The 23,598-nt window shown below is 39.5% G+C and carries 25 protein-coding genes and 2 tRNA genes; 14 read left to right on the plus strand and 13 right to left on the minus strand.

What is annotated here, in order from left to right:
- The first annotated feature begins 2 nt into the window (after positions 1-2).
- Positions 3-1,388 carry a SulP family inorganic anion transporter gene (locus EWM59_RS05400; protein WP_130019923.1) on the plus strand — a complete coding sequence of 462 codons (1,386 nt, stop codon included), beginning with the start codon at positions 3-5 and terminating at the stop codon, positions 1,386-1,388.
- 144 nt (positions 1,389-1,532) lie between these two features.
- Here the strand turns inward: EWM59_RS05400 and EWM59_RS05405 are convergent, their stop codons facing one another.
- The 4 genes from EWM59_RS05405 to EWM59_RS05420 all read right to left on the minus strand — a co-directional run bounded on the left by EWM59_RS05405 (position 1,533) and on the right by EWM59_RS05420 (position 5,218).
- Positions 1,533-2,042, minus strand: a complete 510-nt coding sequence (locus EWM59_RS05405; RefSeq protein WP_130019924.1) for a DinB family protein — start codon at positions 2,040-2,042, stop codon at positions 1,533-1,535.
- Between the two features lie 143 nt (positions 2,043-2,185).
- Positions 2,186-2,854, minus strand: a complete 669-nt coding sequence (locus tag EWM59_RS05410) for a DUF4956 domain-containing protein (protein ID WP_130019925.1) — start codon at positions 2,852-2,854, stop codon at positions 2,186-2,188.
- A 171-nt stretch (positions 2,855-3,025) separates the two neighbouring features.
- Positions 3,026-3,760 (minus strand): polyphosphate polymerase domain-containing protein, encoded by a 735-nt coding sequence (locus EWM59_RS05415; protein WP_130019926.1) that lies wholly within the window; start codon positions 3,758-3,760, stop codon positions 3,026-3,028.
- 48 nt (positions 3,761-3,808) lie between these two features.
- A complete protein-coding gene (locus tag EWM59_RS05420; RefSeq protein ID WP_130019927.1) occupies positions 3,809-5,218 on the minus strand; it encodes a CotH kinase family protein in 1,410 nt (469 codons plus the stop codon).
- A 121-nt stretch (positions 5,219-5,339) separates the two neighbouring features.
- Between EWM59_RS05420 and EWM59_RS05425 the strand changes: the two genes are divergently transcribed.
- Both EWM59_RS05425 and EWM59_RS05430 read left to right on the plus strand, forming a co-directional pair.
- Positions 5,340-5,942, plus strand: a complete 603-nt coding sequence (locus EWM59_RS05425) for a Crp/Fnr family transcriptional regulator (protein ID WP_130019928.1) — start codon at positions 5,340-5,342, stop codon at positions 5,940-5,942.
- 71 nt (positions 5,943-6,013) lie between these two features.
- The gene (locus tag EWM59_RS05430; protein WP_130019929.1) at positions 6,014-6,685 is read left to right on the plus strand and encodes a DUF8737 domain-containing protein; all 672 of its coding nucleotides are present in this window, start codon (positions 6,014-6,016) and stop codon (positions 6,683-6,685) included.
- Positions 6,686-6,748: 63 nt separating this feature from the next.
- On the opposite strand, the gene EWM59_RS27575 is transcribed toward EWM59_RS05430, so the two are convergent.
- The 3 genes from EWM59_RS27575 to EWM59_RS05440 form a co-directional block, all read right to left on the minus strand.
- Positions 6,749-6,834: transfer RNA gene (locus tag EWM59_RS27575), tRNA-OTHER, on the minus strand.
- Positions 6,835-6,990: 156 nt separating this feature from the next.
- Positions 6,991-7,062 (minus strand) — tRNA-Arg (locus tag EWM59_RS05435).
- Between the two features lie 54 nt (positions 7,063-7,116).
- Positions 7,117-7,695 carry a thymidine kinase gene (locus EWM59_RS05440; RefSeq protein WP_130019930.1) on the minus strand — a complete coding sequence of 193 codons (579 nt, stop codon included), beginning with the start codon at positions 7,693-7,695 and terminating at the stop codon, positions 7,117-7,119.
- A gap of 156 nt (positions 7,696-7,851) precedes the next feature.
- Here EWM59_RS05440 and EWM59_RS05445 point away from each other — a divergent pair, with 156 nt between their 5' ends.
- The 7 genes from EWM59_RS05445 to EWM59_RS05475 all read left to right on the plus strand — a co-directional run bounded on the left by EWM59_RS05445 (position 7,852) and on the right by EWM59_RS05475 (position 14,179).
- Positions 7,852-9,120 (plus strand): DUF8457 domain-containing protein, encoded by a 1,269-nt coding sequence (locus tag EWM59_RS05445; protein WP_130019931.1) that lies wholly within the window; start codon positions 7,852-7,854, stop codon positions 9,118-9,120.
- 37 nt (positions 9,121-9,157) lie between these two features.
- Positions 9,158-10,051 (plus strand): PorV/PorQ family protein, encoded by an 894-nt coding sequence (locus EWM59_RS05450; protein WP_130019932.1) that lies wholly within the window; start codon positions 9,158-9,160, stop codon positions 10,049-10,051.
- Positions 10,048-11,031 carry a 2-hydroxyacid dehydrogenase gene (locus EWM59_RS05455; RefSeq protein ID WP_130019933.1) on the plus strand — a complete coding sequence of 328 codons (984 nt, stop codon included), beginning with the start codon at positions 10,048-10,050 and terminating at the stop codon, positions 11,029-11,031. Before EWM59_RS05450 ends, EWM59_RS05455 begins: the two co-directional genes overlap by 4 nt.
- Before the next feature lie 49 nt (positions 11,032-11,080).
- Positions 11,081-11,752, plus strand: a complete 672-nt coding sequence (locus EWM59_RS05460) for a DUF2461 domain-containing protein (RefSeq protein WP_130019934.1) — start codon at positions 11,081-11,083, stop codon at positions 11,750-11,752.
- A 228-nt stretch (positions 11,753-11,980) separates the two neighbouring features.
- Positions 11,981-12,697 carry a pirin family protein gene (locus EWM59_RS05465; protein WP_130019935.1) on the plus strand — a complete coding sequence of 239 codons (717 nt, stop codon included), beginning with the start codon at positions 11,981-11,983 and terminating at the stop codon, positions 12,695-12,697.
- A 23-nt stretch (positions 12,698-12,720) separates the two neighbouring features.
- Positions 12,721-13,296, plus strand: coding sequence for an NADPH-dependent FMN reductase (locus EWM59_RS05470; RefSeq protein WP_130019936.1), 576 nt, complete (start codon positions 12,721-12,723; stop codon positions 13,294-13,296).
- Between the two features lie 28 nt (positions 13,297-13,324).
- Positions 13,325-14,179: a pirin family protein gene (locus EWM59_RS05475; protein ID WP_130019937.1), complete on the plus strand. Its 855-nt coding sequence runs from the start codon at positions 13,325-13,327 to the stop codon at positions 14,177-14,179.
- A 153-nt stretch (positions 14,180-14,332) separates the two neighbouring features.
- Here the strand turns inward: EWM59_RS05475 and EWM59_RS05480 are convergent, their stop codons facing one another.
- The gene (locus tag EWM59_RS05480; RefSeq protein WP_130019938.1) at positions 14,333-15,136 is read right to left on the minus strand and encodes an SDR family NAD(P)-dependent oxidoreductase; all 804 of its coding nucleotides are present in this window, start codon (positions 15,134-15,136) and stop codon (positions 14,333-14,335) included.
- Positions 15,137-15,559: 423 nt separating this feature from the next.
- Positions 15,560-16,042 carry a DinB family protein gene (locus EWM59_RS05485; RefSeq protein ID WP_130019939.1) on the minus strand — a complete coding sequence of 161 codons (483 nt, stop codon included), beginning with the start codon at positions 16,040-16,042 and terminating at the stop codon, positions 15,560-15,562.
- 104 nt (positions 16,043-16,146) lie between these two features.
- Between EWM59_RS05485 and EWM59_RS05490 the strand changes: the two genes are divergently transcribed.
- Together EWM59_RS05490 and EWM59_RS05495 are read left to right on the plus strand one after the other, a co-directional pair.
- A complete protein-coding gene (locus tag EWM59_RS05490) occupies positions 16,147-16,743 on the plus strand; it encodes a methyltransferase (protein WP_130019940.1) in 597 nt (198 codons plus the stop codon).
- Positions 16,744-16,788: 45 nt separating this feature from the next.
- Complete coding sequence (locus tag EWM59_RS05495) at positions 16,789-17,310, plus strand: acyl-CoA thioesterase (protein ID WP_130019941.1); 522 nt, start codon at positions 16,789-16,791, stop codon at positions 17,308-17,310.
- A gap of 209 nt (positions 17,311-17,519) precedes the next feature.
- Here the strand turns inward: EWM59_RS05495 and EWM59_RS05500 are convergent, their stop codons facing one another.
- From EWM59_RS05500 to EWM59_RS05510, 3 genes are read right to left on the minus strand one after another with little or no spacing between them, the layout of a single operon-like run.
- Positions 17,520-18,332 carry a polysaccharide deacetylase family protein gene (locus EWM59_RS05500; RefSeq protein WP_130019942.1) on the minus strand — a complete coding sequence of 271 codons (813 nt, stop codon included), beginning with the start codon at positions 18,330-18,332 and terminating at the stop codon, positions 17,520-17,522.
- Positions 18,307-19,266, minus strand: a complete 960-nt coding sequence (locus tag EWM59_RS05505) for a glycosyltransferase family 2 protein (RefSeq protein WP_130019943.1) — start codon at positions 19,264-19,266, stop codon at positions 18,307-18,309. Before EWM59_RS05505 ends, EWM59_RS05500 begins: the two co-directional genes overlap by 26 nt.
- On the minus strand, positions 19,248-20,408 hold the full coding sequence (locus EWM59_RS05510) for a glycosyltransferase family 87 protein (RefSeq protein WP_130019944.1): 1,161 nt from the start codon (positions 20,406-20,408) through the stop codon (positions 19,248-19,250). Before EWM59_RS05510 ends, EWM59_RS05505 begins: the two co-directional genes overlap by 19 nt.
- A 209-nt stretch (positions 20,409-20,617) precedes the next feature.
- Here EWM59_RS05510 and EWM59_RS05515 point away from each other — a divergent pair, with 209 nt between their 5' ends.
- The gene (locus EWM59_RS05515; RefSeq protein ID WP_130019945.1) at positions 20,618-20,908 is read left to right on the plus strand and encodes a hypothetical protein; all 291 of its coding nucleotides are present in this window, start codon (positions 20,618-20,620) and stop codon (positions 20,906-20,908) included.
- Between the two features lie 309 nt (positions 20,909-21,217).
- Here EWM59_RS05515 and hpf read toward each other — a convergent pair whose 3' ends face one another.
- The gene (gene hpf / locus EWM59_RS05520; RefSeq protein ID WP_130019946.1) at positions 21,218-21,580 is read right to left on the minus strand and encodes a ribosome hibernation-promoting factor, HPF/YfiA family; all 363 of its coding nucleotides are present in this window, start codon (positions 21,578-21,580) and stop codon (positions 21,218-21,220) included.
- A 460-nt stretch (positions 21,581-22,040) separates the two neighbouring features.
- Between hpf and EWM59_RS05525 the strand changes: the two genes are divergently transcribed.
- Positions 22,041-23,567, plus strand: coding sequence for a M20/M25/M40 family metallo-hydrolase (locus tag EWM59_RS05525; RefSeq protein WP_130019947.1), 1,527 nt, complete (start codon positions 22,041-22,043; stop codon positions 23,565-23,567).
- The last annotated feature ends 31 nt before the right edge of the window (positions 23,568-23,598 follow it).

The raw sequence follows: 23,598 nt of genomic DNA on the forward strand, positions 1-23,598 counted from the left end.
TCATGAGCAAGACCTCATTTCCTACCACTCCTTTGGGAAGGATAAAATTGTTTTTTACTTTTTTTGATTCCCGCTGGGAAGACATCAACAAAGACAACTGGGCTAAAGTTGTTTACAAAGATTTCAGTGCAGGGCTCATTGTTGCTATGACCGCTATACCTATGGCTATGGGTTTTGCTATGGCTATGGGCATGAGACCAGAAAACGGAATTATTGCGGGGGCTTTGGCTTGTATGGTCGGACGTACTTTTGGAGGATCAAAGTATCAGGTATATGGCCCCACAGCGGCTTTTATTCCGGTTATTGCGGCACTGTTTACGAAATACGGCCCTGCGAGTGGAGGTACATTTGAGGTTGCACACGGTTTTTTAGTTTTAGTTTCAATTATTGCAGGTATCATACTCATTATTATGGGTACTTATGGTTTCGGGCGATTTGCCAAATTAGTTCCTAATTCTATTATTGTGGGTTTTACGATAGGTATTGCCGTAGCTATTGCTCTTACCAATTTAGAAGATGTATTAGGTATTGAATCATTCCGTGACTTATTGGGGCAAGATGAAGAAATAAGGGGGGGTATCATACACAACTTGCAAAGTGCCTTCCAGAACCTCGATAAAATCAATGTATGGTCTATTTTTCTGGGTTTATTAACTTTTGCTCTCGCCAAAGGACTGCTGCGTATTTCTATTTTTATTCCGGGTCCAATTATTGCCTTAGGTGTTTCTACGCTACTTTCTGCTACTGTTTTATCTGATAAGGGTATTATTTTAGTGAAAGATATCTATGGTTCAATCCCGAATAATTTCTTTGTATTTACTCCACCAAGCATGCCGGATATGACTGCTCAGGTAATAATCGACATCTTTTATTTTGTGGGGGCTATCGTATTTGTATCAGGTGTTGAAAGCGTTCTTTGTTCATCAATGGCCGATAGGTTAGCTAATAATAAAAGAACACCGTTTAATCCTGATAAAGAGTTTTTCGGGCAAGGTCTGGTACAGATAATTACACCATTAGTTCAGGGTTTTCCTTGTACGGGTGCTTTGGCCAGAACTGCCACCAGTATCAAGGCAGGGGCTACTACGCCGTTGGCAGGATATTTCAAAGCTATTCTGAAATTAACAATGGCCTATTATTTAGCCCAATACCTGGAGTTGATTCCGATGGCTTGTATTGGTGGAATTCTTATCTGGGTAGCCAGCAATATGATAAAACCTTCTGAAATAAGAGAGGTAAAACACTTGGGTAAATTTGAGTTTGCCATGCTGTTGTACACAGCAGTAATGGTACCAGTAACAGACTTCCTGACAGGGGTATTATCAGCCTTGATTATTTATTTTGTAGTAAAGGCTGTTTTCAAGAGAAAGGTTAAGAGTATATTATAAAGTTGAGTTGACACACTTTTATGAGAGCCATTGGATTATCTGATGGCTCATTTTTAATCAATAGCAGCAGTCTGGTGTTTATATTTGCCTGGGGATACCTTGAATTTCTTTTTAAACATCCGGTTGATTAAACTTCTTGATTCTTTATTGGGTTAAAATCTTCACGGTAACTAATAGCTGCCCTACATGCCTTGTGGTATGCTCGGCGGAGTGGGTTAATAGTCCGATGACTGTTGAAGGGAGTTTTGCCCGACCCACTTCCCGTGCTTGCGTTAGTATTTTTTCGTCGGTATTAGCTAATGCCGCAATAGATTGTTCAATCTGCCTGTCGAGCGCTGATAATAACTCTTTTGCTGTAATTTTTTCATTATATTTTCCTTCTGCTGCCAAAGCAGTCAATTGTGCAGTAGTGAGTGTTTCTCCACGTGCATACGTAAAGAGCCTGTCTAAAACGCCTGTGAGGTGTTGCAAATGAAAAGCCGGAGCCGCTACATTGGCAGGGCGTTCCCATAAAAGATTATCAGGGAAATCGGCCAGCATCGCATGCACTTCTTCCTGTGCTTGTAGTAGTGCATGGGCAATTGGTTGCAACAAAGCAGGAATATTCGGGAGTGGCCCACGGAGCCATACTTCTAATTTTGGAGCATCAGCCATTTTTTAGCTTCTATTGGTTGTTATACTTACTGCTTCGGAAAAGAGTTCTAATCTGCCCAAAGCATCTCTTAGGGTACTAACACCAATCATATTAACTAAATTTCATCTCATACCTAATTGAATGAAAAAGAAATAAGATGCTCTTAATCATCGCTGTCGCCTCCTCCATAAGCGGCGCTTTTGGTCTCATTTTCATTTGAATAATAAAAAGCATGAATACGGGCTACATCTCGCAGAAAATCGACATTCAGTATCTCAACCCTGTGAATAGGTAAGCCGATTCTTTTTCTTAAATCTGCTATCATTTCCTCCCGACGTTCGGGCACTACCAATTCTACTTTCTCGTAGCGAACCTCTCTGAAATTCTCATGTTTAATGTTCAACCCATGTTCTAAACCCAACGTAAGTGCCACTAATAAAACATCGGCCATGATTAATTCATAATGGGTCATGCTTAAAGGGGTAAGCGCATTAATAATACCAATAGCTACGCACACAAAAAAGTAGCCCATTTCACGCACAGGCACTGTAACTGTACGGTAGCGGATAATAGAAAATATAGCAAAAAGCCCAAAGGCAAAGCCCATTTTCAGTTTGGTGGTACTCAGTAGAAAACAAATCAGAAAATTGACAACATTGAATAAAAAGAAAGTAAAAACAAAGTCTTTGTTTTTGTAGCGATTATAATAAATGCCACGCACCAGTATCAGAATAACAACCATATTCAGCAAAAATCTGACGCTAAATTCTATAGCTATACTATCTCCTAAAAATTGATTAATGGTGTGTGACGAGCCTTCGAGTTCTTCCATGAATGAATGGTGAATTAGTGAATTGCGAATTAGTGAATGATGAGTTTTATGATTAATTGGTGAATAGGGTCGCCGTGAAGGTGAATTAGCGAATAGTTTAGTCTTGAAATATGAATGAGTAGGGTAATGGTTTAATTAATTCACTAATTCACCATTCGCTATTCACAATTACTACTCACTCAATATCTTATCCAACTTCCGCAATACAGGTTTGAATGAATTGCGTTTGACATTTTCTAAGGTGGCGATACCTATGGAGTATTTACTGAAACTTGCCTGAGCGATATGCCTTTTTTTGAAACATTGTACAATAGGACTGAAAACTGAACCTTTATCCTGTTTGATTTCTGCTACTATCAGTCCCTGATTCGCTTTTTTTAATTCTCCTTTCTGAAATACCAGATTCAGGTCTAAAGTCAGGCGTTCGGTAAAATCTTTTCTGACCAAAGTGATGCGGTCGAAATAAATCCAGAGTTGGTCATGGAGTCGTTCGGGTTTCTGCAAAAAGCTGTTAAAGAGTTGATAATCGGCATTTTGCAGTTCTTTGTTCAGGCTGATTCGCTCTTCTCTGTATTTAACCGTACGGCTATTGCTGATTTTCTTTTTTACCTCAAAAAACACCAGACCCGTATCAGAATATCGGCGGTAACGTACTTTCAGCCTATTTGGCTTGCCATTGTGGTGTTGATAGTATAATGCGTAATCGTCGGTATCAAAATACAGAGATTCGTAACTATGTGCACGTTTCTGATTGATTTCGAGTATATGGTAGTAAGGTTTGATTTCTTCGAGAATATCAGGCAATACATTTGTATGAAAGATATACTTACTATCTATCCTATTGAGTAGCTTCACAGCTTCAATTTCGGGCAGAGAGATACTTTCAAATGTTTGCAGGTCAATCATATCGGGTATAATAATTTTAAACAGCCTGTTAATCTACGGAATTATTTGTTATTTTAAAAATGTGGCTACGGCCTGATTCCTTGTATTGACATGCGTTTTAAGTGTGGCTAACTCACTGGTAAAGGCCGCCGTGCTTGTCAGATTTGAATAAGGCTTCTGCTCTACCTCACTTCCGTTTACATAAGGTGCTATCAGGTTATGATATTTGTCAAAAAGTGTACCCATCTTTGCTGCCGTAAATACATTGTTAGTAAACGCTGCCACATATTGTTTGTATTGGGCATAATAAACCGCATCCTCGGCCACATATCTAAGCAATGGCCATGTTTTGGCAACTTCTGTCATCGCCAACGAAACGGCATTTCGTCCACTGGTTTTCATGGCTTCATTATGATCCCACGGAATCCAGATAAGCTTTTTTGTTGGCGAATTGTACAAATAATAGTTATGCGCCATAGCTCCATACACGTCCCAACTTACCATCGTGTTATTAACCGCCAGATATTTCAGGTAATGGTCAACATTGAAGGTCTTTTCAAGATTGTCTCGCCAGATAGATGCAGCTGAGGTACGATTCGTTGCATTGAGTGCTGTAATAAATGCCTGCACATCGCCATAATTGGCTTCCTCTTTATTATTCTTTTTCTCAAACTGGCTTTGTACAAAAGATTGAAAAGTAGATTCGGGCTTGTAAATATTGCCCTTCGCTTCCGGGTCATCAGTAAACTGGTCTTTTACCATCGTATCGTCTATTACTTCAACCATCGTATAAATTCCACAGTATTTTTTACCCTCACCAAAATCTATATATACTTTGTAGAAAGCTGTTTTAGCAGCAGGTACACCTGCTTCTCTGAAAATATCGGCAGCTACTTTTTCTCTTATCAAAGAATTATCTCCATAGCCCGGCGACATGGATAGTTCCTGAAAACCATAGAGGCGCTGATTTTTGATAGCAGGGAACTGATCTTCAAATTCGTCCATCTTTAAACGAAAAGGAAGTTTATAAATACCCGAACGCCAGATAGAAGATAAACTCGAATTTCCTTTGAGACGAAAACCTAAGTTTGTCCAGGTCTTTTCATTGAATTTCATCGTAACGGCAAAGTAGTTGGGTTCTCCTGTACCGAAAGTAGGAACACCACCATTGCCTCCTCCGCCGATACCGCCACCTCCCGGGCTACCACCTCCTGCGCCAAAATCGCGACCGAATTTAGCTTTCATATCAGTTCTGATACTATCCCATTGCGTTTTGCGGATAGTAATTTCTAAAGCATTAACAGCCTCTTGCGGAAAGACAACAGCATAGTTAGGCGATACATCGTTGCCGTGAGACTCGGCTGTCCAGTCGGGATTAGTAGCGGTAACATCAGGGGTAACTTCTTCCTCTTTAGGTTTGCAGGCTGCAACCCAGCATAGAAAAACTACCGTAGGCAATATAAATCGCAGTTGGTTCATTTTGGTGTTAAAAAGGGTGTTTGTCGGGATAGACGCAAAAAAATTAAAACGGGTTGCTTGTTTCATCTCAGGCAAACTTTTATGAATGTTGTGTAACTTGCAGTTGATAAACTTTCCGGCAATGATACCTGAAGAAAAAAACGCTATTTGTGAGTTTATACTAAAAACCTACCCGATGTCGCAGGAGCAACTGGCATCAGTAGTGCAGTATTTTAAACCTAAAGCGTTTCATAAAAACGATTTCGTAGTAGAAGAGGGCAAGATATGCCAGTTCTATTGTTTTATGGAAGAGGGCTTTATGCGGGCCTATACTTATGACCATGCCGGGAATGAAGTTACAACTGCGCTTTATTCACCAAACCAAATCGTTTGCGATTTATCTTCCTTTTTCAAACAAACACCTTCTCAGGAATATATTCAGTCGTTGACCAATAGCAGGGTATGGTATATTACTTTTGATGAACTACAACACGCATTTCATGCCATGCCTTATTTTCGTGAGTTTGGCAGGTTGATTTTAGTAAATTCCTATACGCAATTGAAACAACGGATGTTATCAATGTTGCAAGAAACAGCCGAAGCCAGGTATGCAAAATTGATGGAAACCAATCCGGTGATTTTTCAGAAAGTGCCCTTGAAAATGATAGCCTCTTATATTGGCGTAACAGATACTTCGTTGAGCCGCATCAGAAAAGAGTATGCTAAAAACAGGGCTAAAGCCTGAAAACTTGCCAAATGGCAAGAATAAATTCATATCTGAGTCTTTCCTTTGTGTAAATTTTAATAGGTTAATCAATGGAACAACTGCCTTTTTATATTGCTTTAGTGATGGGGTTAAGCACTTTTCTGTCTGCATATTTTTTAGCAAAGGCTTCTCCGAAACACAAAACCCGGATTCTGACTATTGCTATTGGCTGGCTTATTTTGCAAAGCCTGATAAGCATCAGTGGCTTTTATACGCACACTAAGGCAATGCCACCAAGGTTTCTGTTGGCTATTGGTCCACCTTTCTTGTTAATCATTGGCCTTTTTGCCACTAAAAGCGGACGCTATTTTATAGACAGCCTTGAGATAAAAACGCTGACAATGCTGCATGTTGTGAGAATTCCGGTAGAACTGGTTTTATTCTGGTTGTTCCTGCACAAAACAGTGCCGGAAATCATGACCTTTGAAGGACAGAATTTTGATATTATTTCGGGTATTACGGCACCTGTTGTCTATTATCTTTTCAAAAAAGAGTATATAGGTATGGGCATTCTGCTTATGTGGAATTTTGCCTGTTTAATGCTTCTGATAAACATTGTATCCACAGCTATCTTATCGGCACCATTTCCATTTCAACAACTGGCATTCGACCAGCCAAATATTGCAGTCTTATATTTTCCTTTCAACTGGCTGCCTTGTTGTATAGTACCGATAGTATTGTTTTCGCACCTGGTGGCAATTAGGAAGTTGATGAGGGAGTAGGAGAGACTTTTACTTTAGTGCCTTCTGTTTGGTTTAAGTATCAATAGGCCAATATTTTATTTGTGTTCCCGAAGGGATTCGAACTCCCATCATCACAACCGGAATCTGACGGGGCGACCTTCGCATTCTATCCGTTGAACTACGGGAACTAATATATCTATTTTACTTTACTACTTCTTGAAATTATATCCCCAAGGGATTCGAACTCCCATCATCACAACCGGAATCTGACAGGGCGGCTTCCCGTGGGGCGGCCATCCGCATTCCATCCATTGAACTACAGAGATTAATTGACTATAATTTTGTGTCCTCGAAGGGATTCGAACCCCCATCTTCAGAACCGGAATCTGAAATTCTATCCATTGAACTACGAAGACAAGTACTATTCTGTTTTGAAACGCAAAACTACAAAAATCTTTTCTTAAATACTATCAAGGATTCAAATGATAACAGCGGCGGCAGCGGGCTTCGTAGTTATCAGACTCTCCTAAGAATACTTGTGGGCCATCGGCGGTTTTTCGATAAGAATAATGTGCAATATCGCCACAGACCACACAAATGGCGTGTACTTTGGTAACATATTCGGCAATAGCCATCAATTGCGGCATAGGCCCAAAAGGAATCCCCCTTGAATCCATATCCAACCCTGCTACTATCACTCTTTTGCCTTGTTCGGCCAATTTATTGACTACCTCTACAATTCCCTCATCAAAAAATTGTGCTTCATCAAGCCCTACTACTTCGCAGTCGCTGCACATCAGCAGAATTTCTTCTGAGGTATTAACAGGCGTAGAGCGGATAGCCGTCTGGTTGTGCGATACAATATTGGCTTCATGATACCGTACATCAATAGCAGGCTTGAATATCTCTACTTTCTGCTGGGCAATTTTAGCACGGTTGAGCCTGCGAATCAGTTCTTCAGTCTTACCCGAAAACATTGAGCCGCAAATTACCTCTACCCAACCTGTTTTATGTCCTTGCCCTCTGCCTCTTTTTGGTTCAATAAACATTATTTTCTTAATTTTTTCGTTCTATGTAAAACTGGCAAAAAAGTTGTAGTAAATTTACTGTCAGTTAGCCGAAATCATACATCCACATGACGTGCTAACATTAGCTTCTTTTATAAACCAATAGCTATTTAAATTACAAAACAAACAAATTTAAGAATGTCGAACAAATTGAATTTGTCCGCCGTCGAACGGTACAGTAAGGCTTATGCAGCCCGTGTGTGTGATGAGTTTTTTGCCCAGAATAATACTATATCTGGCAAACAAATCCTTTCTTTATGTAATGTTCAGCAGGTAAATCTGTTGACTATCAGGGCTTTATTTGAAAAGTGGCAGGGAGATACGCAGCGTTTACGTAGCCCATATTTTGATTTTACTGCGCCGGAAGTACAGCAAGCACTAAAGAGTTTTATGAATACAGTTTCGCAATTTATTTCTGTGAAACGTGAACAGTTTGAGCCCCTGTTAGTAGATTCGGTAGGAGAAACACTTGTATTGATTCTTGAACCGCAGACTTTCTATAAAGAACTGATGCGTGACCTGCCTAATTTCAGATTTACACAGGAGAATGCAGCTCCGCTTGCCAAATATATTCAGATTAATAAACAGGTGATACCGGGTCTGGTTGAAAAACTGAACGGTAAAGAGTATGTTTTTGCCAACCAGGCAATGGCATGGATTGACGAAATGCCTATTGTTGCCGAAAGCTCTGATAAATATCTGTCGCTTTTTGCGCAGAAAGTAGCTATTCCGGACGAACTGGTGCCTGCCAAGGCGGTTCCCGTTTCAGAAATCATCAATAACCCATCTTCTGCTTCTTTCTTTGATTTAGAATTAAGCAAGCCTGTGATAGAAGAAAAACCCTATACGCCGCCTCCGGTGGTAATTCCCCCTCCGGTAGTGATTCCTGAGCCTAAGGTACAAGAATACAATGCTTATGTAGAACCTCCGAAATATGTTGAGCCTCCTAAGCCTGAACCTGTAAAAGAGGTAGTAGTTGAAAGACCCGCACCAATATTTGAGCAAAAACTGAATCTGGTAACATCGAAAATGAATGAGTCGGTTTATGAAAAATCGCCATCAAAAGAGATAGAAGAAATGCGGTTGAACGAAAGACTGGCCAGTGAGCAAAAAAGCCTGAATGACCAGACTAAAGCCAACAGAACCATTTTAGACCACCATCAGAATAATCGTATTGAGGGTATCAATAGTGCGATTTCATTAAATCAGCGATTCTTGTTTACCAATAACCTTTTTGGAGGGAATATACAGGCATTTTCACATGCGCTTGATGAAATTGAGTTGTGCAAGGATTTTGGAGAGGCAAAAGAACTGATTCTGAAAAAATATGTTCCTCGTTACCTATGGGATATTACAGGGGCAGAAGCCGAAGAATTTATAGAAATTGTAAAGCGCAGATTTAATTAACACATACCATTTGCCTTTTTCTTAACAACCCCGTATTTTGCTTCAAAATTCAAACGCTGCCTTGGCTGAGAAAGAAGTGAAATACGGGATTTTGTTTTATCAGCAAGCAAGTCTGTTTGTCTTTTATTACCTTGTTGTTTTTTCTGCTCACTATAGCCGGGCATCGGGCGAACCCTTTCCTATTGGTGCCAGAAGCTGGGGAATAGGCAATGCTACGGTAGCTGTAGCCGACAAACAATCGGTTTTTAATAATCCTGCCGGATTAGGTTTTCTAGCCCATAACTATGTTAGTACTTCGTATCATAACCGATACACCATAGCTGGACTTAATACCTTTTCTTTAGGGGGTAATTATACCCATAAATTGGCCAATGTAGGACTTGTGATAGAAAGGTTCGGCGATAAACTGTATCATGAACAGAAAATCGGTCTGGCTTTGGCCAAAAGTACCGGCAGGGTTTCGCTTGGCATACAGGTAGCTTATATGCAAGCCGCCATTGCGGGATATGCGGCAAAGCATACGCTATTAACCCAGTTTGGTGTAATGGCTAAACTAAATTCTACCATTCATATAGGTTTCAATGCCTACAACCTTACAGCCGCAAGGCTTTTTGTTTCTCAACGTGTGCCTACCGTACTTCGTTTAGGATTTTCGTATCAGCCTGTCAAACAATTGCTGCTGATAGGAGAAGCTGAAAAAGATATATTTTTACCTGTTTTATTTAAGGCAGGATTAGAATACCAGATAGTCAGAAATTTTTATCTTCGTACGGGTATCACCTCTAAATTAAGTAATGCCCATTTTGGCATTGGTTTTCAGGCTAAACAATTTATTTTTGATTATGCCGCAAGCAATCATTCAATGCTTGGTTTTTCTCATCATCTGACACTCGCCTATCAGTTAGGCAAAACCCCACAGAAATCATCATGAAAATTGCATTTTTCAGTACAAAACCTTACGACAAAGATTTCTTTGAAAGGTATAACACAATACATCAGTTCAATTTTTATGAAGTCGCTCTCAATGAGCAGTCAGTTCGTTTAGCAGAGGGTGTCGATGTAGTTTGTGTGTTTGTCAATGATAAACTGAATGCACAGGTAATTGATTCGCTACAAAAATTGGGCGTTCAACTTATTGCGCTCCGGTGTGCGGGTTTTAATAATGTAGATTTGGTTGCTGCCAAAAATGCCGACATGAGAGTAGTGCGTGTGCCTGCTTATTCTCCATATGCAGTAGCCGAACATGCGCTGGCACTGATTATGGCCTTGAACCGCAAAACACATAAAGCCTATAACCGTGTGCGTGAGGGAAATTTTTCATTAGAAAAACTGACAGGTTTCGACCTTTATCATAAGACTGTTGGCGTAGTAGGAACAGGCAAAATAGGCGGAGTATTTGCCAGAATCATGTCAGGGCTGGGTTGCAAAATATTAGCTTATGATAAGTTTCAGGATGAGACATTAATCAAAGCAGGTGTCAGTTATGTGAGTTTTGAAGAACTACTGGTACAATCTGATATAATATCGTTGCATTGCCCCCTGACAGCAGATACCAGACATCTGATTAATGCGCAGGCATTGGCACAAATGAAAAAAGGGGTAATGCTCATTAATACCAGTCGTGGAGCGTTGATAGACACACAGGCAGTAGTAGAGGCACTTAAAAATAAAACAGTGGGTTATCTGGGGATTGATGTATATGAGCAGGAAGAAAATATATTCTTTAATGACTTATCAGAAGAGATCTTGCAAGATGATACTTTAGCCCGATTGATGACTTTCCCAAATGTGCTGATTACCTCGCATCAGGGCTTTCTCACCGAAGAAGCATTGACACAGATTGCTATTACAACCTTACAGAATATCAGCGATTTTGCGGATAAAAAGTTGTTGATAAATGAAGTAAAGTAGTTGGGAACTTTTATTGTCGGCGAAATGATTCTGTAAATAAACTCAAGCTATGATTCATGCACCGACTTTACAGTTTTTAGAAGATTTAAAGGCCAATAACAACAAACCCTGGTTTGATGCCAACCGCAGAACTTACGAAACCGCCAAACAGAATTTCGGAGAGGTGGTTGCACAACTTATTAAAGGTATTGGTAAGTTTGATAAAGCTATTGAAGAGAGCAATTTACAGGTAAAAGACTGTATCTTTCGTATCAACCGTGATGTGCGGTTTTCAAAAGATAAATCGCCCTATAAAACAAATTTTGGCGCATGGTTTAATGCAGGAGGTAAAAAAGTACATGGCGCAGGCTACTATTTTCATATTGATGCCAAAGAATGTTTTTTTGCCGGAGGTGTGTGGATGCCCGAAAATGCTGACCTGAAGAAAATCCGTGATGAAATTGACTATAACTACGAAGAAATAAAGGCAATCATTGATGCCGCTCCTTTCAGAAAATATTTCCCGAATGGGCTTGACAGAGAAGCCGCCACTACACGTCCACCCAAAGGATATGATGAGAGTAATCCTGCCATAGAACTGCTTAAACTGAAAAGTTTTACTGTTTCACAAAGTTTTCCTGCTACTAAAGTATTAAGTCAGGGTTTTATAGAAGAAATATTAGCAGGCTTTGAAGCCATGTATCCTTATGTACAGTTTTTGAATAGAGCGATAAGGGGGTAAGGGAATTGTGAATTGCGAATGGTGAATTAGTGAATAATTCAATTAACTCACTAAAATTATGAAACATAGTGCACTATTGGGTAAATTATGGCAAATCGTTTATCTAATATTCACTAATTCACCCGCGCGGCGTCCGCATTCGTTATTCACGATTAAAAACAATCACTCAATACAGATGAACTATTTTACTCGTATATATGTATATACATTAAATGTAAATGTATTAAAATGAAAGCCATCTATTATAAAGCGTCAGAAAGAGGGCATGCCAATCATGGTTGGTTAGATGCCTGGCATTCTTTCAGTTTTGCAGGGTTTCATAATCCTGAAAAAGTGCATTTCGGTGCATTAAGAGTATTGAACGATGATATGATTATAGGAGGCAGAGGCTTTGGTATGCACCCACACGACAACATGGAGATTGTGACAATTCCGCTTTCAGGGGATTTAGAACATTCTGACAGTATGGGGAATACAGGAGCTATTGGTAAAGGAGAGGTACAAATCATGTCTGCTGGTACAGGAATTTATCATTCAGAGAGAAACAAGAATATCGACAAAGCACTTAGATTGTTGCAAATCTGGGTATTTCCGAAGTTAAGAGATATTCAGCCACGTTACGACCAGAGAGCGTTTCCGGTTGAAGGTAGAAAAAATCAGTTGCAGACTATTGTTTCTCCCTTGGACGGTCAAGATGGAGGAATGGGTATCAATCAGGATGCCTGGTTTTCTTTAACTAACCTTGAACAAGGCAAAGAACTCAACTATACAGTCAAACTGCTTACTAATGGCATATATGTCTTTGTGATTGAGGGAGAAGCCGAAATAAACGGACAGGTATTAGGTCGTAGAGATGCTTTAGGTATCAGTGAAACCAATGAAATAACCATTAAAGCCAATACAGACTCGGAAATCTTGTTGATAGATGTACCGATGTCATTTTGATAAGAATCTTAAACCAGAGAAAAATGAAAATTGAAATCATTTCAGGAAGCCCAAGACAAGAAAGCCTTACGGCAAGAGTAGCCAGGTATCTACATAAACATTTAAGCGAAATTACTGATGCCGAAGTGGGTATTATTGATGTAAGAACCTACGAATTACCGTTTGTGCAAAAAGTATGGACTTCGAAAGAAGTTGTTCCGGCACAATGGAACGAATTAGGTGAGCGTATGTTTTCGGCAGATGCCTTTGTACTGGTAACACCTGAGTATAATGGTAGCTACTCGCCAGCAATGAAAAATCTGTTAGACCATTTCCCGAAACAGTTACATAAACCTTTTGGTATCGTAACGGCTTCGCCGGGAGTGATGGGTGGTATGCGGGCAAGCCAGCAAATGATAACTTTGGTAGCTGCTTTGTTTGGTATTGTATCGCCACATATGCTGATTGTGCCGACAGTCGATAAGAAGTTCGATGCCGAAGGGAATTTAACAGACCCAACCTTCTTAAAGGCCATTGAGCTATTTACCAACGAATATATATGGCTGGTAAATAAAATAGTGGTTAAAACAGAAGAACAAGTATTACAACCACATGCGTAGTGCTAAAGGAAGCACGCAATTTACAACAATGAAAGCTCGTAATATTCAGCATACAAGTTTTGCTAATGAGGTTCAGATGGGACCCATGCGGGTGAAACAACCTTTGCCTGCTACCAATATCAGGCAGATGAGTCCGTTTATTTTGTTACACCATGCAGGGCCTACTTACTATAACCCTGATACCAGTAAACCTCGTTTGAGCCCTCACCCTCACAGAGGATTCGAGCCTGTTACCTTTTTATTTCAGGGTAAAATACATCATAAAGATTCATTAGGCAATGAGGGTTTCCTAAATGCCGGAGATGTACAATGGATGACCTCCGGTAAAGGAATTATCCATTCAGAAGGTCCCTCAGCAGAGTTTATGCAAGAGGGAGGCAATTTTGAACTGATACAATTATGGGTAAATCTGCCACGGGTACATAAAATGACAGAACCTAAGTATCAGCACCTGACCAAAGAAACCATGCCTGTAATCAAAGAGGACGGATTGGAATTGCAGTTAGTAGCCGGGAATTACAAAGGTCAAACAGGTGCTGCCTCAACATTTTCACCGATACTGGCGATGATGGTACATTTTGATGCAGGTGCAAAAACTTTCTTTGAGTTACCAGACTCTTATAATGCCCTGGTATATGTGCTTGACGGAGAGATAAAAACCAACGAAACCACAGTAGAAAAATTGAATATGGTTACTTTTGACCATGAGGGAGAGGGGATAGACTTTGAGGCAGTTAGTAAAGGTAAACTGTTATTGTTAGCAGGTGAACCTATTCAGGAACCCCTTTCTACCTACGGGCCTTTTGTCATGAATTATCCTGCTGAACTGAAACAGGCGATAGAAGATTATGAATTGGGCTTAATGGGAGTTTTAGAAGATTAACCACCGTGTCACGGCTCTACTCGTCAGCAAAAGACCGTGGCACGGTTATTCTGAAATCTATCTGTCATGAAATATCCCAAATTATAACATTTCAGGCTAAGCCCAGTGTGCCACGCCCGCTTAAGTTCGAGTAGAGGCGTGACACACTAGGCATTACTTCTGCACACCTTCTTTAGGGGCTTGCTGTTTATAAACTCTCTCAGCCACAATTTCGTCAGGTGTAATGCTGCTCATGGCTACCTGTAGCTTGTTATTAAAGCCCGATACTACCATATCATCTCCGTTCATCAGCGCATTGTATCCATCCAAAGCCACTTCAGCCGGGTCAGCTAATTTGCCGTCTTTTACAGTTTTAGAATGTAACATATCTGCTTTTCTGAAAAAATCGGTTGCCGTAGCTCCCGGTAGAAGCGAGGTAATCACAACTCCGCTATCTTTTACCTCGGCACGAATCGCCTCTGTAAATGAGTGAACAAAGGCTTTTGTACCATGATACACTGCCTGAAAAGGCCCGGGTACTTTACTGGCTACAGAAGCGAGGTTCAGAATTTTACCGCTTTTTCGCTCTACCATTTCTATCAGAAACAGTTTGGTAAGGGCTACCAGACTAGTAATATTCAACTGGATAATATCTATCTCACGTTCAATATCGGTATTAATAAACTCTCCGTATTGCCCTTGTCCGGCATCGTTTACTAAAATATCTACCTGTAAGCCCTGCGATTTTACAAAATCATATACCTCGAAAGGTGCATTTTTCTTAAATAAATCTTTGGCAAAGGTAACTACACCAATTTTATAAGCTGAGGTTAGTTCATGAGACACTCTGTCAAGCTCTTCCTGGCTACGGGCAACAATCAATAGATTATAACCGTCTTTTGCCAAAAGCCGAGCCAATTCATAACCAATACCGCTTGTTCCGCCTGTAATCAATACGTATTTCTTGTTCTTAGTCATGACTATCTGATGTGAATGATTATGAACAAAGAAGCGAAAAAACAGCACCACCCGTATTTTTATGGAAAATGAGGGTTAATGAGGGAGGAAATCAACAAAGAGCCATGACTTGAGGAATAATGCCTACATTGGACAAGAAGGAATAAATGGTCATTTTGTAGAGACACAATACTATGTAATAAAATCACGCTCTGTATTTCTTTCTATCCTAAATAATATAGTCGAGCAAGACGAGTGAAATTATGGCAAACTAACAAGCAATAGTACGCAGACTGGTGATTTGCCAGCTAACCTGTCCTGTAAGTTAATTGATATGGGATTGGTCGGTTACTTTTTAAATTGACAAAGCTCTTGGATAGTAATTCAAGCGTCCTAACCGTGCCACGCACTTTTACGGACGAGGATATGCGTGGCACGGTGGTATCAGGCATTATAAATATTCTGAAATTTACTTGTAATACTTGCATCAGGCAGAATGGCTTTCAAATGATGTTTCAGGTGCTCTACATAATCTTCCATGATAAAAGCTAAGGTAAAAGGCCCACTGCCCTCAATGCTGATAGTGTTTGACAGATATGCCGGATTAACTGATTCAATAATATGGGCAATGTGCAGGTTATAGGCATACCAGAAGTTAATAATCTCTTTCCAATTTCTGTGGTTATAGCGTTGCTCAGCTACCCAGAAATCCTGCGCATAACCTACAAAGTCTATATGCGGTTGCGCCATTGTTCTCACAAATTTATGCTGGTTGTTAGTAGCAGAATCTATCAGATGCCCTAAAATCTCTTTTTTCGACCACTTATTTGGTTGTGGTTTAATACTGGCATCTTCCTCAGAAATAACTTGTAGTAAAGGCAAAACTTCCTGTAAAGTCTGGCATAAGTAATCGGCAACGGCTTTCATTTTTATTGCTATATTTATATGAGCAGGTAAAACTATTAAAATTGAATGGTTTTGCTAACATTTGGTAGATATTTGCGGTTCATAATCAATAAAATAAAAAACAGATGGATACTTTGTTGAATGACGATTATTGGAGTCAACGGTACAAAGAGGAGCAAACAGGTTGGGATATTGGCTATGTATCCACACCGCTAAAAGAGTATTTCGACCAACTGACAGATAAGAATGTAGCTATACTGATTCCGGGTTGTGGAAACTCTTATGAGGCAGAATATCTGCTGCGGCACGGCTTTGCAGATATTACCCTGATTGATATTTCGGTGGTTTTAGTAGAACGTTTGCAGGAAAAGTTACAATTTTACATCGAAAATGGGAACTGTCGGGTAATTCATCAGGATTTCTTCCAGCATACAGGTCAATACGATCTGATTATTGAGCAAACCTTTTTATCAGCTATCCATCCTGCACTCAGGCCGAAATATGCCGAGCAGATGTATAACCTGCTAAAGCCCGAGGGTAAGTTAGTAGGGGTAATTTTTGATTTTCCGTTCGAGGGTGGGCCGCCATTTGGTGGTTCAAAAGAAGAATACCTGACCATGTTTGAGCCATATTTTCGACCTGTTATTTTTGAGAGATGCTTTAATTCGGTGCCACCAAGGGCAGGAAACGAATTATTTATTCGCCTCAATCGTAAAGAATAATCTATCCAAGCATTTTTACCAACAAACTATTAGAATACATATTTTATGCAGAAAGCCAGAAAAGCACAGGAGTCGCTTACAGTAATGACAGAAATGGTTTTTCCGAATGATACCAATACCCTGGGAAATCTGATGGGAGGAAACCTGATGAGACTATTAGACATAGCAGGAGCTATTGCCGCCCAGAAACACTGTAATCGGATTGTTGTGACCGCATCGGTTGATAATGTTTCGTTCAAAGAAGCAATCCCGTTAGGCTCGGTAGTTACCTTACAGGCCAAAGTAACCAGAGCATTCAATTCATCGCTCGAAGTAGGAATTGATGTATGGGCAGAGAATATTCCGGCCGGAACAAAGGTATATACCAATAAAGCCTTTATGACTTTTGTTGCTGTTGACCAGGTGGGTCGCCCTATTGAAGTACCACCTGTTGAACCGGAAACTACTGAAGAAAAAGAATTATATGCAGGGGCTTTACGCCGCCGCCAGTTAAGACTGGTACTGGCAGGCAGAATGAAGCCGGAAGAAGCCAAAGAACTGAAAGAGATATTTAAACTCGATGTGTAAAAGTTGTTAGACTTTACAAATAAAGGTTATCATAATTAAAGGAGCGACTTGAATCCCGTAGGGATGGTATATCGGTAGAAAAAAAGATAAAATAATCCTTAAGTCCCGTAGGGACGATATATTAATATACCATCCCTACGGGATTACAATTTCGGCGATAAAATGGGTATTCTGATTATAAATGTTTATTTGCTAAAATCTAATCTTTACTATGCGTTTTTTAAGGTCTGTTCAGGAAACAAATAAGGTTGTTCTATCAACCAGGAAGTAGTTCTGAATGTAAAACCTTCACGTTGTAGAAATGCCATTAACTGGTTAAACCTCTCTTGCATGCTGCGTCCGTTGTTTCTTTTTAAATAAAAAGGATACTTTGCTCCATTAGGCAAATCGGTATAATCTGTAAATTCCCAGGGGTGAAAATACAAATGCAGGTAACCGTCTGCCTCGGCTACTTTTTTGCATAAATACAAAAAATAAGACAAAGGATAATTATGAAAGGCTATCCAGAACAACGGCAGACGCCATTTGGGTGATACCGAAGCAGGTACATGAATGAGCCCGTTCTGCTGAAAAACAGTTCTCGGAATATGTCGGTAATCATACCTGCCGGGTAGATAGGTCGGATTATAAGAGGCGTTATATTGATACCCTGCTGCCAGCAAATCGGCATCTGATACAGGAGCCATGCGTGGCATTCTGAATCCCTTTACTTCTTTTTGTGTAATATCTTCTAAAACCCTTTTAGAGTTCCGTAAATCTTCTGTCTGGTGGCTCGAATGGTAATAATTATGGGAGGCAACTTCGTGTGTCTCGCTAATGGCCCTTATACTCGCTGATTGTGCCAGTGCATACACGCTGGTGCAATAAAACGTAGCGTTGGCATCGTATTTATCTAAAATCTGAAGTACACGCTTCAAGCCAGTTTCTGAGGTAGCAATCTGTTCCTCCATCGATGGTTTGCCGCCATACTCAAAGGGCATATCAAATTCTTCTACATCAAAACTGAGAATAGCTGTTTTCATAAATATTATGTTCCTGAACAATGTATAGCGGACGTTCCTTATTCTGAATAAGTATTTTGCCTATATACAAGCCAATAATTCCTAAAATAAACAAGTTTAATCCGCCAAAAAAGGCAATGGTAATAATCACCGAACTCCAACCGTCAACAGCCTCTCCGCTGAAAAAACTGTAAAGCACATAAGGCAGATAGAGAAATGAAGCAACGGCAATCATAAGCCCTAAATAAATAGCCCCATGAAGCGGCTTTACACTGAAAGAAGTAATACCCGCCAAGGCGAGTTTAATCATCTTTTTCAAAGTATATTTACTTTCGCCTGAAAAACGTTTGTGTGGTTGATAAGGCAGGTTTATTTGCTTAAACCCAATCCACTGAATCATACCACGCAAAAAAACATCTTGCTCTTTAGAGTTTTTCAGGGTTTGGGCTACCTGCCTGTCTATTAGCCGAAAATCTGCCTGTCCGGGCTCCAGAGACAGGTTACTGAGTTGATTGATAATTTTGTAAAACCACTGACTCGATTGCTTTTTAAACCAAGATAAATCTCGGTCTTCTTCACGCAGGGTATTTACAATATTTACACGTTTCTGTAGCCATGTTTCAATCAGTACAGGTATCATGGCAGGTGGGTGCTGCAGGTCGCTGTCCATCATAATAATGGCATCGGCATCAATCGAATCAATACCTGCTTTCAGGGCAACCTGTTGTCCGAAATTTCTTGAAAAAGACAGGTATTTTACCGATTGGTCTTCTTGTGCCAGATTTCTGATAATCCGTAGTGTACCATCGGTACTACCATCGTTTACAAAGCAGAATTCAAAGGTGTAAGGTAGTCTGTCAATCACATTTTTTACAGCATTATAAAAAACGAGTACATTTTCGTTTTCGTTATAAGCAGCAGACAGAATACAGATTTTTAATCTTGAAATATCCATTTTTTTTCGGTTAGGGAATGTTTGTCGGTTAGTAATTGGTAAATGCACGCAAACCATAAAATACAACAAGGAAATGCCTTGATAGAGTAAATGATGAACAGGTGCCGTATATGGGAAGGAAAAAGGTCTGACGCCGAGAGCGAGGTAAGTACGAGTACAGTACCGAATACTGCCCATACCCAACGCTTAATGGGGTAATCTTGTGTAATAAACCAGATAGCCACCCCCGAAACAGCCACTATATAGGTGGACGACTCGGAAGATGAAGAAAAGATAACGACAAATATCAGAATAGAAGCCAGATAGCGTAACTGAAAAATAAGATTCTGGTAATAGTTAATTCGTAGCAAAGGGGATAATTGTAGAATCAAACCCGGAACAATAAAAACCAGATTAGATAAATCAAGACCACCTACACGTCTGAATAAGCCCATGATTGAAACATCCTGATAGCTACCTATGCCATGACTTCCGGTCTGATTGCTAAGGTTTTTCTCAACCAGACTATGGTACCAGTCTGCATAAGATTGCACCACAAATGCCGGCGAACTGATAACCATAGGCAATACAAAAAGCACTGCTGCCCAGAAAAATGACGAGTAGATATATTTGAATTTATGTTTTGAAAAAAGCCAGAAAACCAGCCCCACAATGCCATAAAGTTTCACAAAAGCTCCAATCATGACAAACAAAGGTGCCCAGAAATCTTTTTCTTCTTTCACAAAATACCACGACAGAATAATTAATGCTCCAATGCTCGGATTCACTTGTGTATTGTGCGAAGAGGTGTTTAAATCAACCAAACAAATCATCAGCACTATCCAGAGATTGGCATCTTTGAGCGGTAGTGTTTTAAATGCTTTATAGAGTACAAAGGCATGAAACGTTGTCCATAATACCAAGCCTATATAATCCGGGAAAATAGTGAAAGGCATTACAATCAGACCAAAAAATGGCCCGTAATGGTTACTGTCGAAATATTCGTTTGGGTAAAGGCTATAGAGATTGGTTTGGGCAACAAGATGATAGAATACCCCCTTATAAATGGCGTAGTTATTGGAAGGACGGAAATAATGTATTAAACCTACAACAGCAGGCAAGATAAACCACACAAGACGTGGAATGTCTTTTCTTTTTCTCATAAATAATAGGAATAAACTAAAAACCTATGCAAGATAATGAATAGATTCAGAACTACAGATAATGGTTGGAACAAATTGTGTAGATTTAATTTATTATTTATTAATAGCTCATAATAATGATACCGAGTTGATTAATATATCCGTTTTTTAGCTATTATTGAGTAGTAAAATTGAGGTATTTTTGCAACGATTCCCTGTGTCTGAATATAATGAAACTTCTACCCTTTGAAACAATTATACTTGAAACAAAACTGAATGAAGAAGAGATAATAAATCGGTTAACTGATTTTATAGAATCTGAGAAAATTTTCAGACTCAGGACACTTTTAAGTAAGGAGCCGGAACTGCCTTATGAAGGTAAAATAGAAGAGCAAAAGTTTAAAATACAGAGAATTACCGGTGATAGGTTACATATTTTTCCTGTTATTACAGGCAATCTGGAAAACGTTTCCGAAAATACATTAGTAAAACTCAGAATAAGACTTTCTATTTTAACGTGACTTCAATGGAACAAGTCCCTACGGGACTACAAGTGATTTATAGTCAGTAGTTTATCTATCGAACTCACGTTATTTTAGATATGGTAACATCAATTATATTGCTAATTTTTGTGGTTTTTATTTTTTTAATTTATTCGCCATCGGTATAATAATCTATACCTGTTTTTTTATTATGTACCGATTTAATAATGAAAGCCTGAGGGCTAAATCAGATTTGATGAAATTATTAGATGCAAAAGAAGTATAGATGACCCACAAAAAAAGCAGCAGCCCCTTACGAGACTGCCGCTTTTTTATGTAAAAACCTGATTAATATTCGTCTTCAACTAATTCTTCTGCTATGGGCTCTACTTCAGGTTTTTTATGCTCAACTATGTTTTTCTTGTCTTTAAATTTCTTAATCTGGGATTTTAATACTTCCAGTACTAAATCTGTAGCTTCTTCAAATGTATCGCCTTTTTCTTCTACAAAAATTGTCTGGCCGGGAACGTTTAATTTAACTTCGATGTGCTTTTTATGAACTTTACTTTTTTCACCTTTTCCTAATTTCAAAAACACTTCGGCATTGGTAACTCTATCATAAAAGGTGTCTAATTTATTTAACTTGGTTTGAATGAAACCGACTAATCTTGGGTCGGCATCAAAATGTACTGCATGCACATGAATCTTCATATCTCACTAATTTAAAGTTAAAAAATGGATTAACTGGTCAGATTCATAAATTCAGGTATCAAGTCGTGTTTTCATCATAGCTAAATCTACGAATCTGGATTTTCAAAGAACTAATCTTTAACTAACCTATGAAAAAAAATAATACCAGTCAAGAAGAATTTAAAGAAATTTATCGGACGGGTGTGTTTTCCCCAAAACTCAAGCCCTTCTCGTTTATATACGCATAACAACCTTTTACAGCCGTAAGCAACCTTTAAAAAAACTACAGGTAAATTTCTTTGTTTTTTATTTTGCCAAGTTTGTAAATGATTGAATTTCAGTAGATTATATTTTTTGAGTTAAAGATGGTTTCTGAAAAATGACTCTGAAAAACGCAACAGAATTTCTGTAGAGATTTTCATGTGTTGTAAAGCAAATGCTAAACCAATTTTATATTTTTGTTGAACATAAACTAAAATTCATGAAAAGCTGCCTTTTCCTGCTCTTGTTATTTACCCAGATAGCTGTTTTTGCGCAAAGCCCCCTCACTGAACAGGTCAGAAAATACCGTCAGACCAATGAACACACTTTTTTATCAGAGTTCATGGGCTTGCTATCCATCCCGAATGTAGTCTATGATACGGTAGGTATTCAGAAAACAGCTGCCTATATCGTAAAAATGATGGAAGCAAGAGGGATAAAGACCGAACTCCTGGAAGCAAAAACCAAAGGCGTACCTCCGGCGGTACATGGTGAAGTAAAAGTACCCGGTGCTACCAGAACGGTTATATTTTATGCCCATTATGACGGACAGCCCGTAAACCCGAATCAATGGGCCGAAGGGATAGAACCATTCAAATCAGTTTTCTTGGATGCCTCTTTAGAGAAAGGTGGAAAGATAATTCCGGTTCCTAAGGCTACTGAACCAATTAATCCTGAATGGCGGATTTATGGCCGGAGTGCATCTGATGATAAAGCAGGGGTTTTTGCTATTCTGTCGGCTTATCAGGTATTAAAAAAACTGAACATTCAGCCATCGGTTAATATCAAATTCTTTTTTGAGGGCGAAGAAGAAGCAGGTTCTACGCATCTGGCTGAAATATTAGAAAAACATGCAGATAAACTCCGTTCAGACCTTTGGATTATCTGCGACGGCCCTGTGCACCAGTCGGGTCGTAAACAGGTCGTATTTGGCGTAAGAGGTGATGTAAACATGGAAGTAAAAGTATATGCGTCTAAAAGACCTTTGCACAGCGGGCATTATGGCAACTGGGCGCCTAATCCGGCCATGATGTTGGTTAAATTACTGGCATCAATGAAAAACGATGAGGGGCGTGTATTGATTAAGGGTTTTTATGACGACGTAGTGCCTTTTACTGAAACCGAAAAACAGGCCATTGCCCGGGTGCCATCGGTAGATGAACAGATGCAAAACGAATTAGGGTTTGCCAGACCTGATGGAGGCGGTAAATCTCTGGTAGAGTTAATTAACCTGCCTTCGCTCAATATCAATGGCATTGCCAGTGCCAATGTGGGTAAAATGGCAGCTAATGTGATTCCTACTTCGGCTACGGTTGCTTTAGATTTACGACTGGTATTAGGGAACGATGTGCAAAGACAGGTACAGAAAGTAATAGACCATATAAAAGAGCAAGGTTATTATGTAACACGCAATGAGAGTATCACTGACGAAGAGCGTATGAAGTACCCGCTTATCGCACGTGTACAGGTAGGCAAAGGCTATAATGCCCAAAGAACCAAGATGGATTTACCTATTGCACAGGACGTAATAAAAGCGATACAATCGACAGTAAAAGAGGAAATTGTGCTGATGCCGAGTTTAGGTGGAAGTTTACCCTTATTTTTGTTTGAAAAGTACCTGAAAACGCCTACTATTACAGTACCGATTGCCAATCATGACAATAATCAGCACGCCGAAAATGAAAATATCCGTATTCAGAATATCTGGAACGGGATTGAAACCTATGTTGCGCTGATGAAGATGTAATAATTTGCTTGCTAAAGAAGTTTATAATATA

It is taken from the genome of Emticicia agri, from assembly GCF_004168285.1.
Lineage (GTDB): Bacteria > Bacteroidota > Bacteroidia > Cytophagales > Spirosomataceae > Emticicia > Emticicia agri.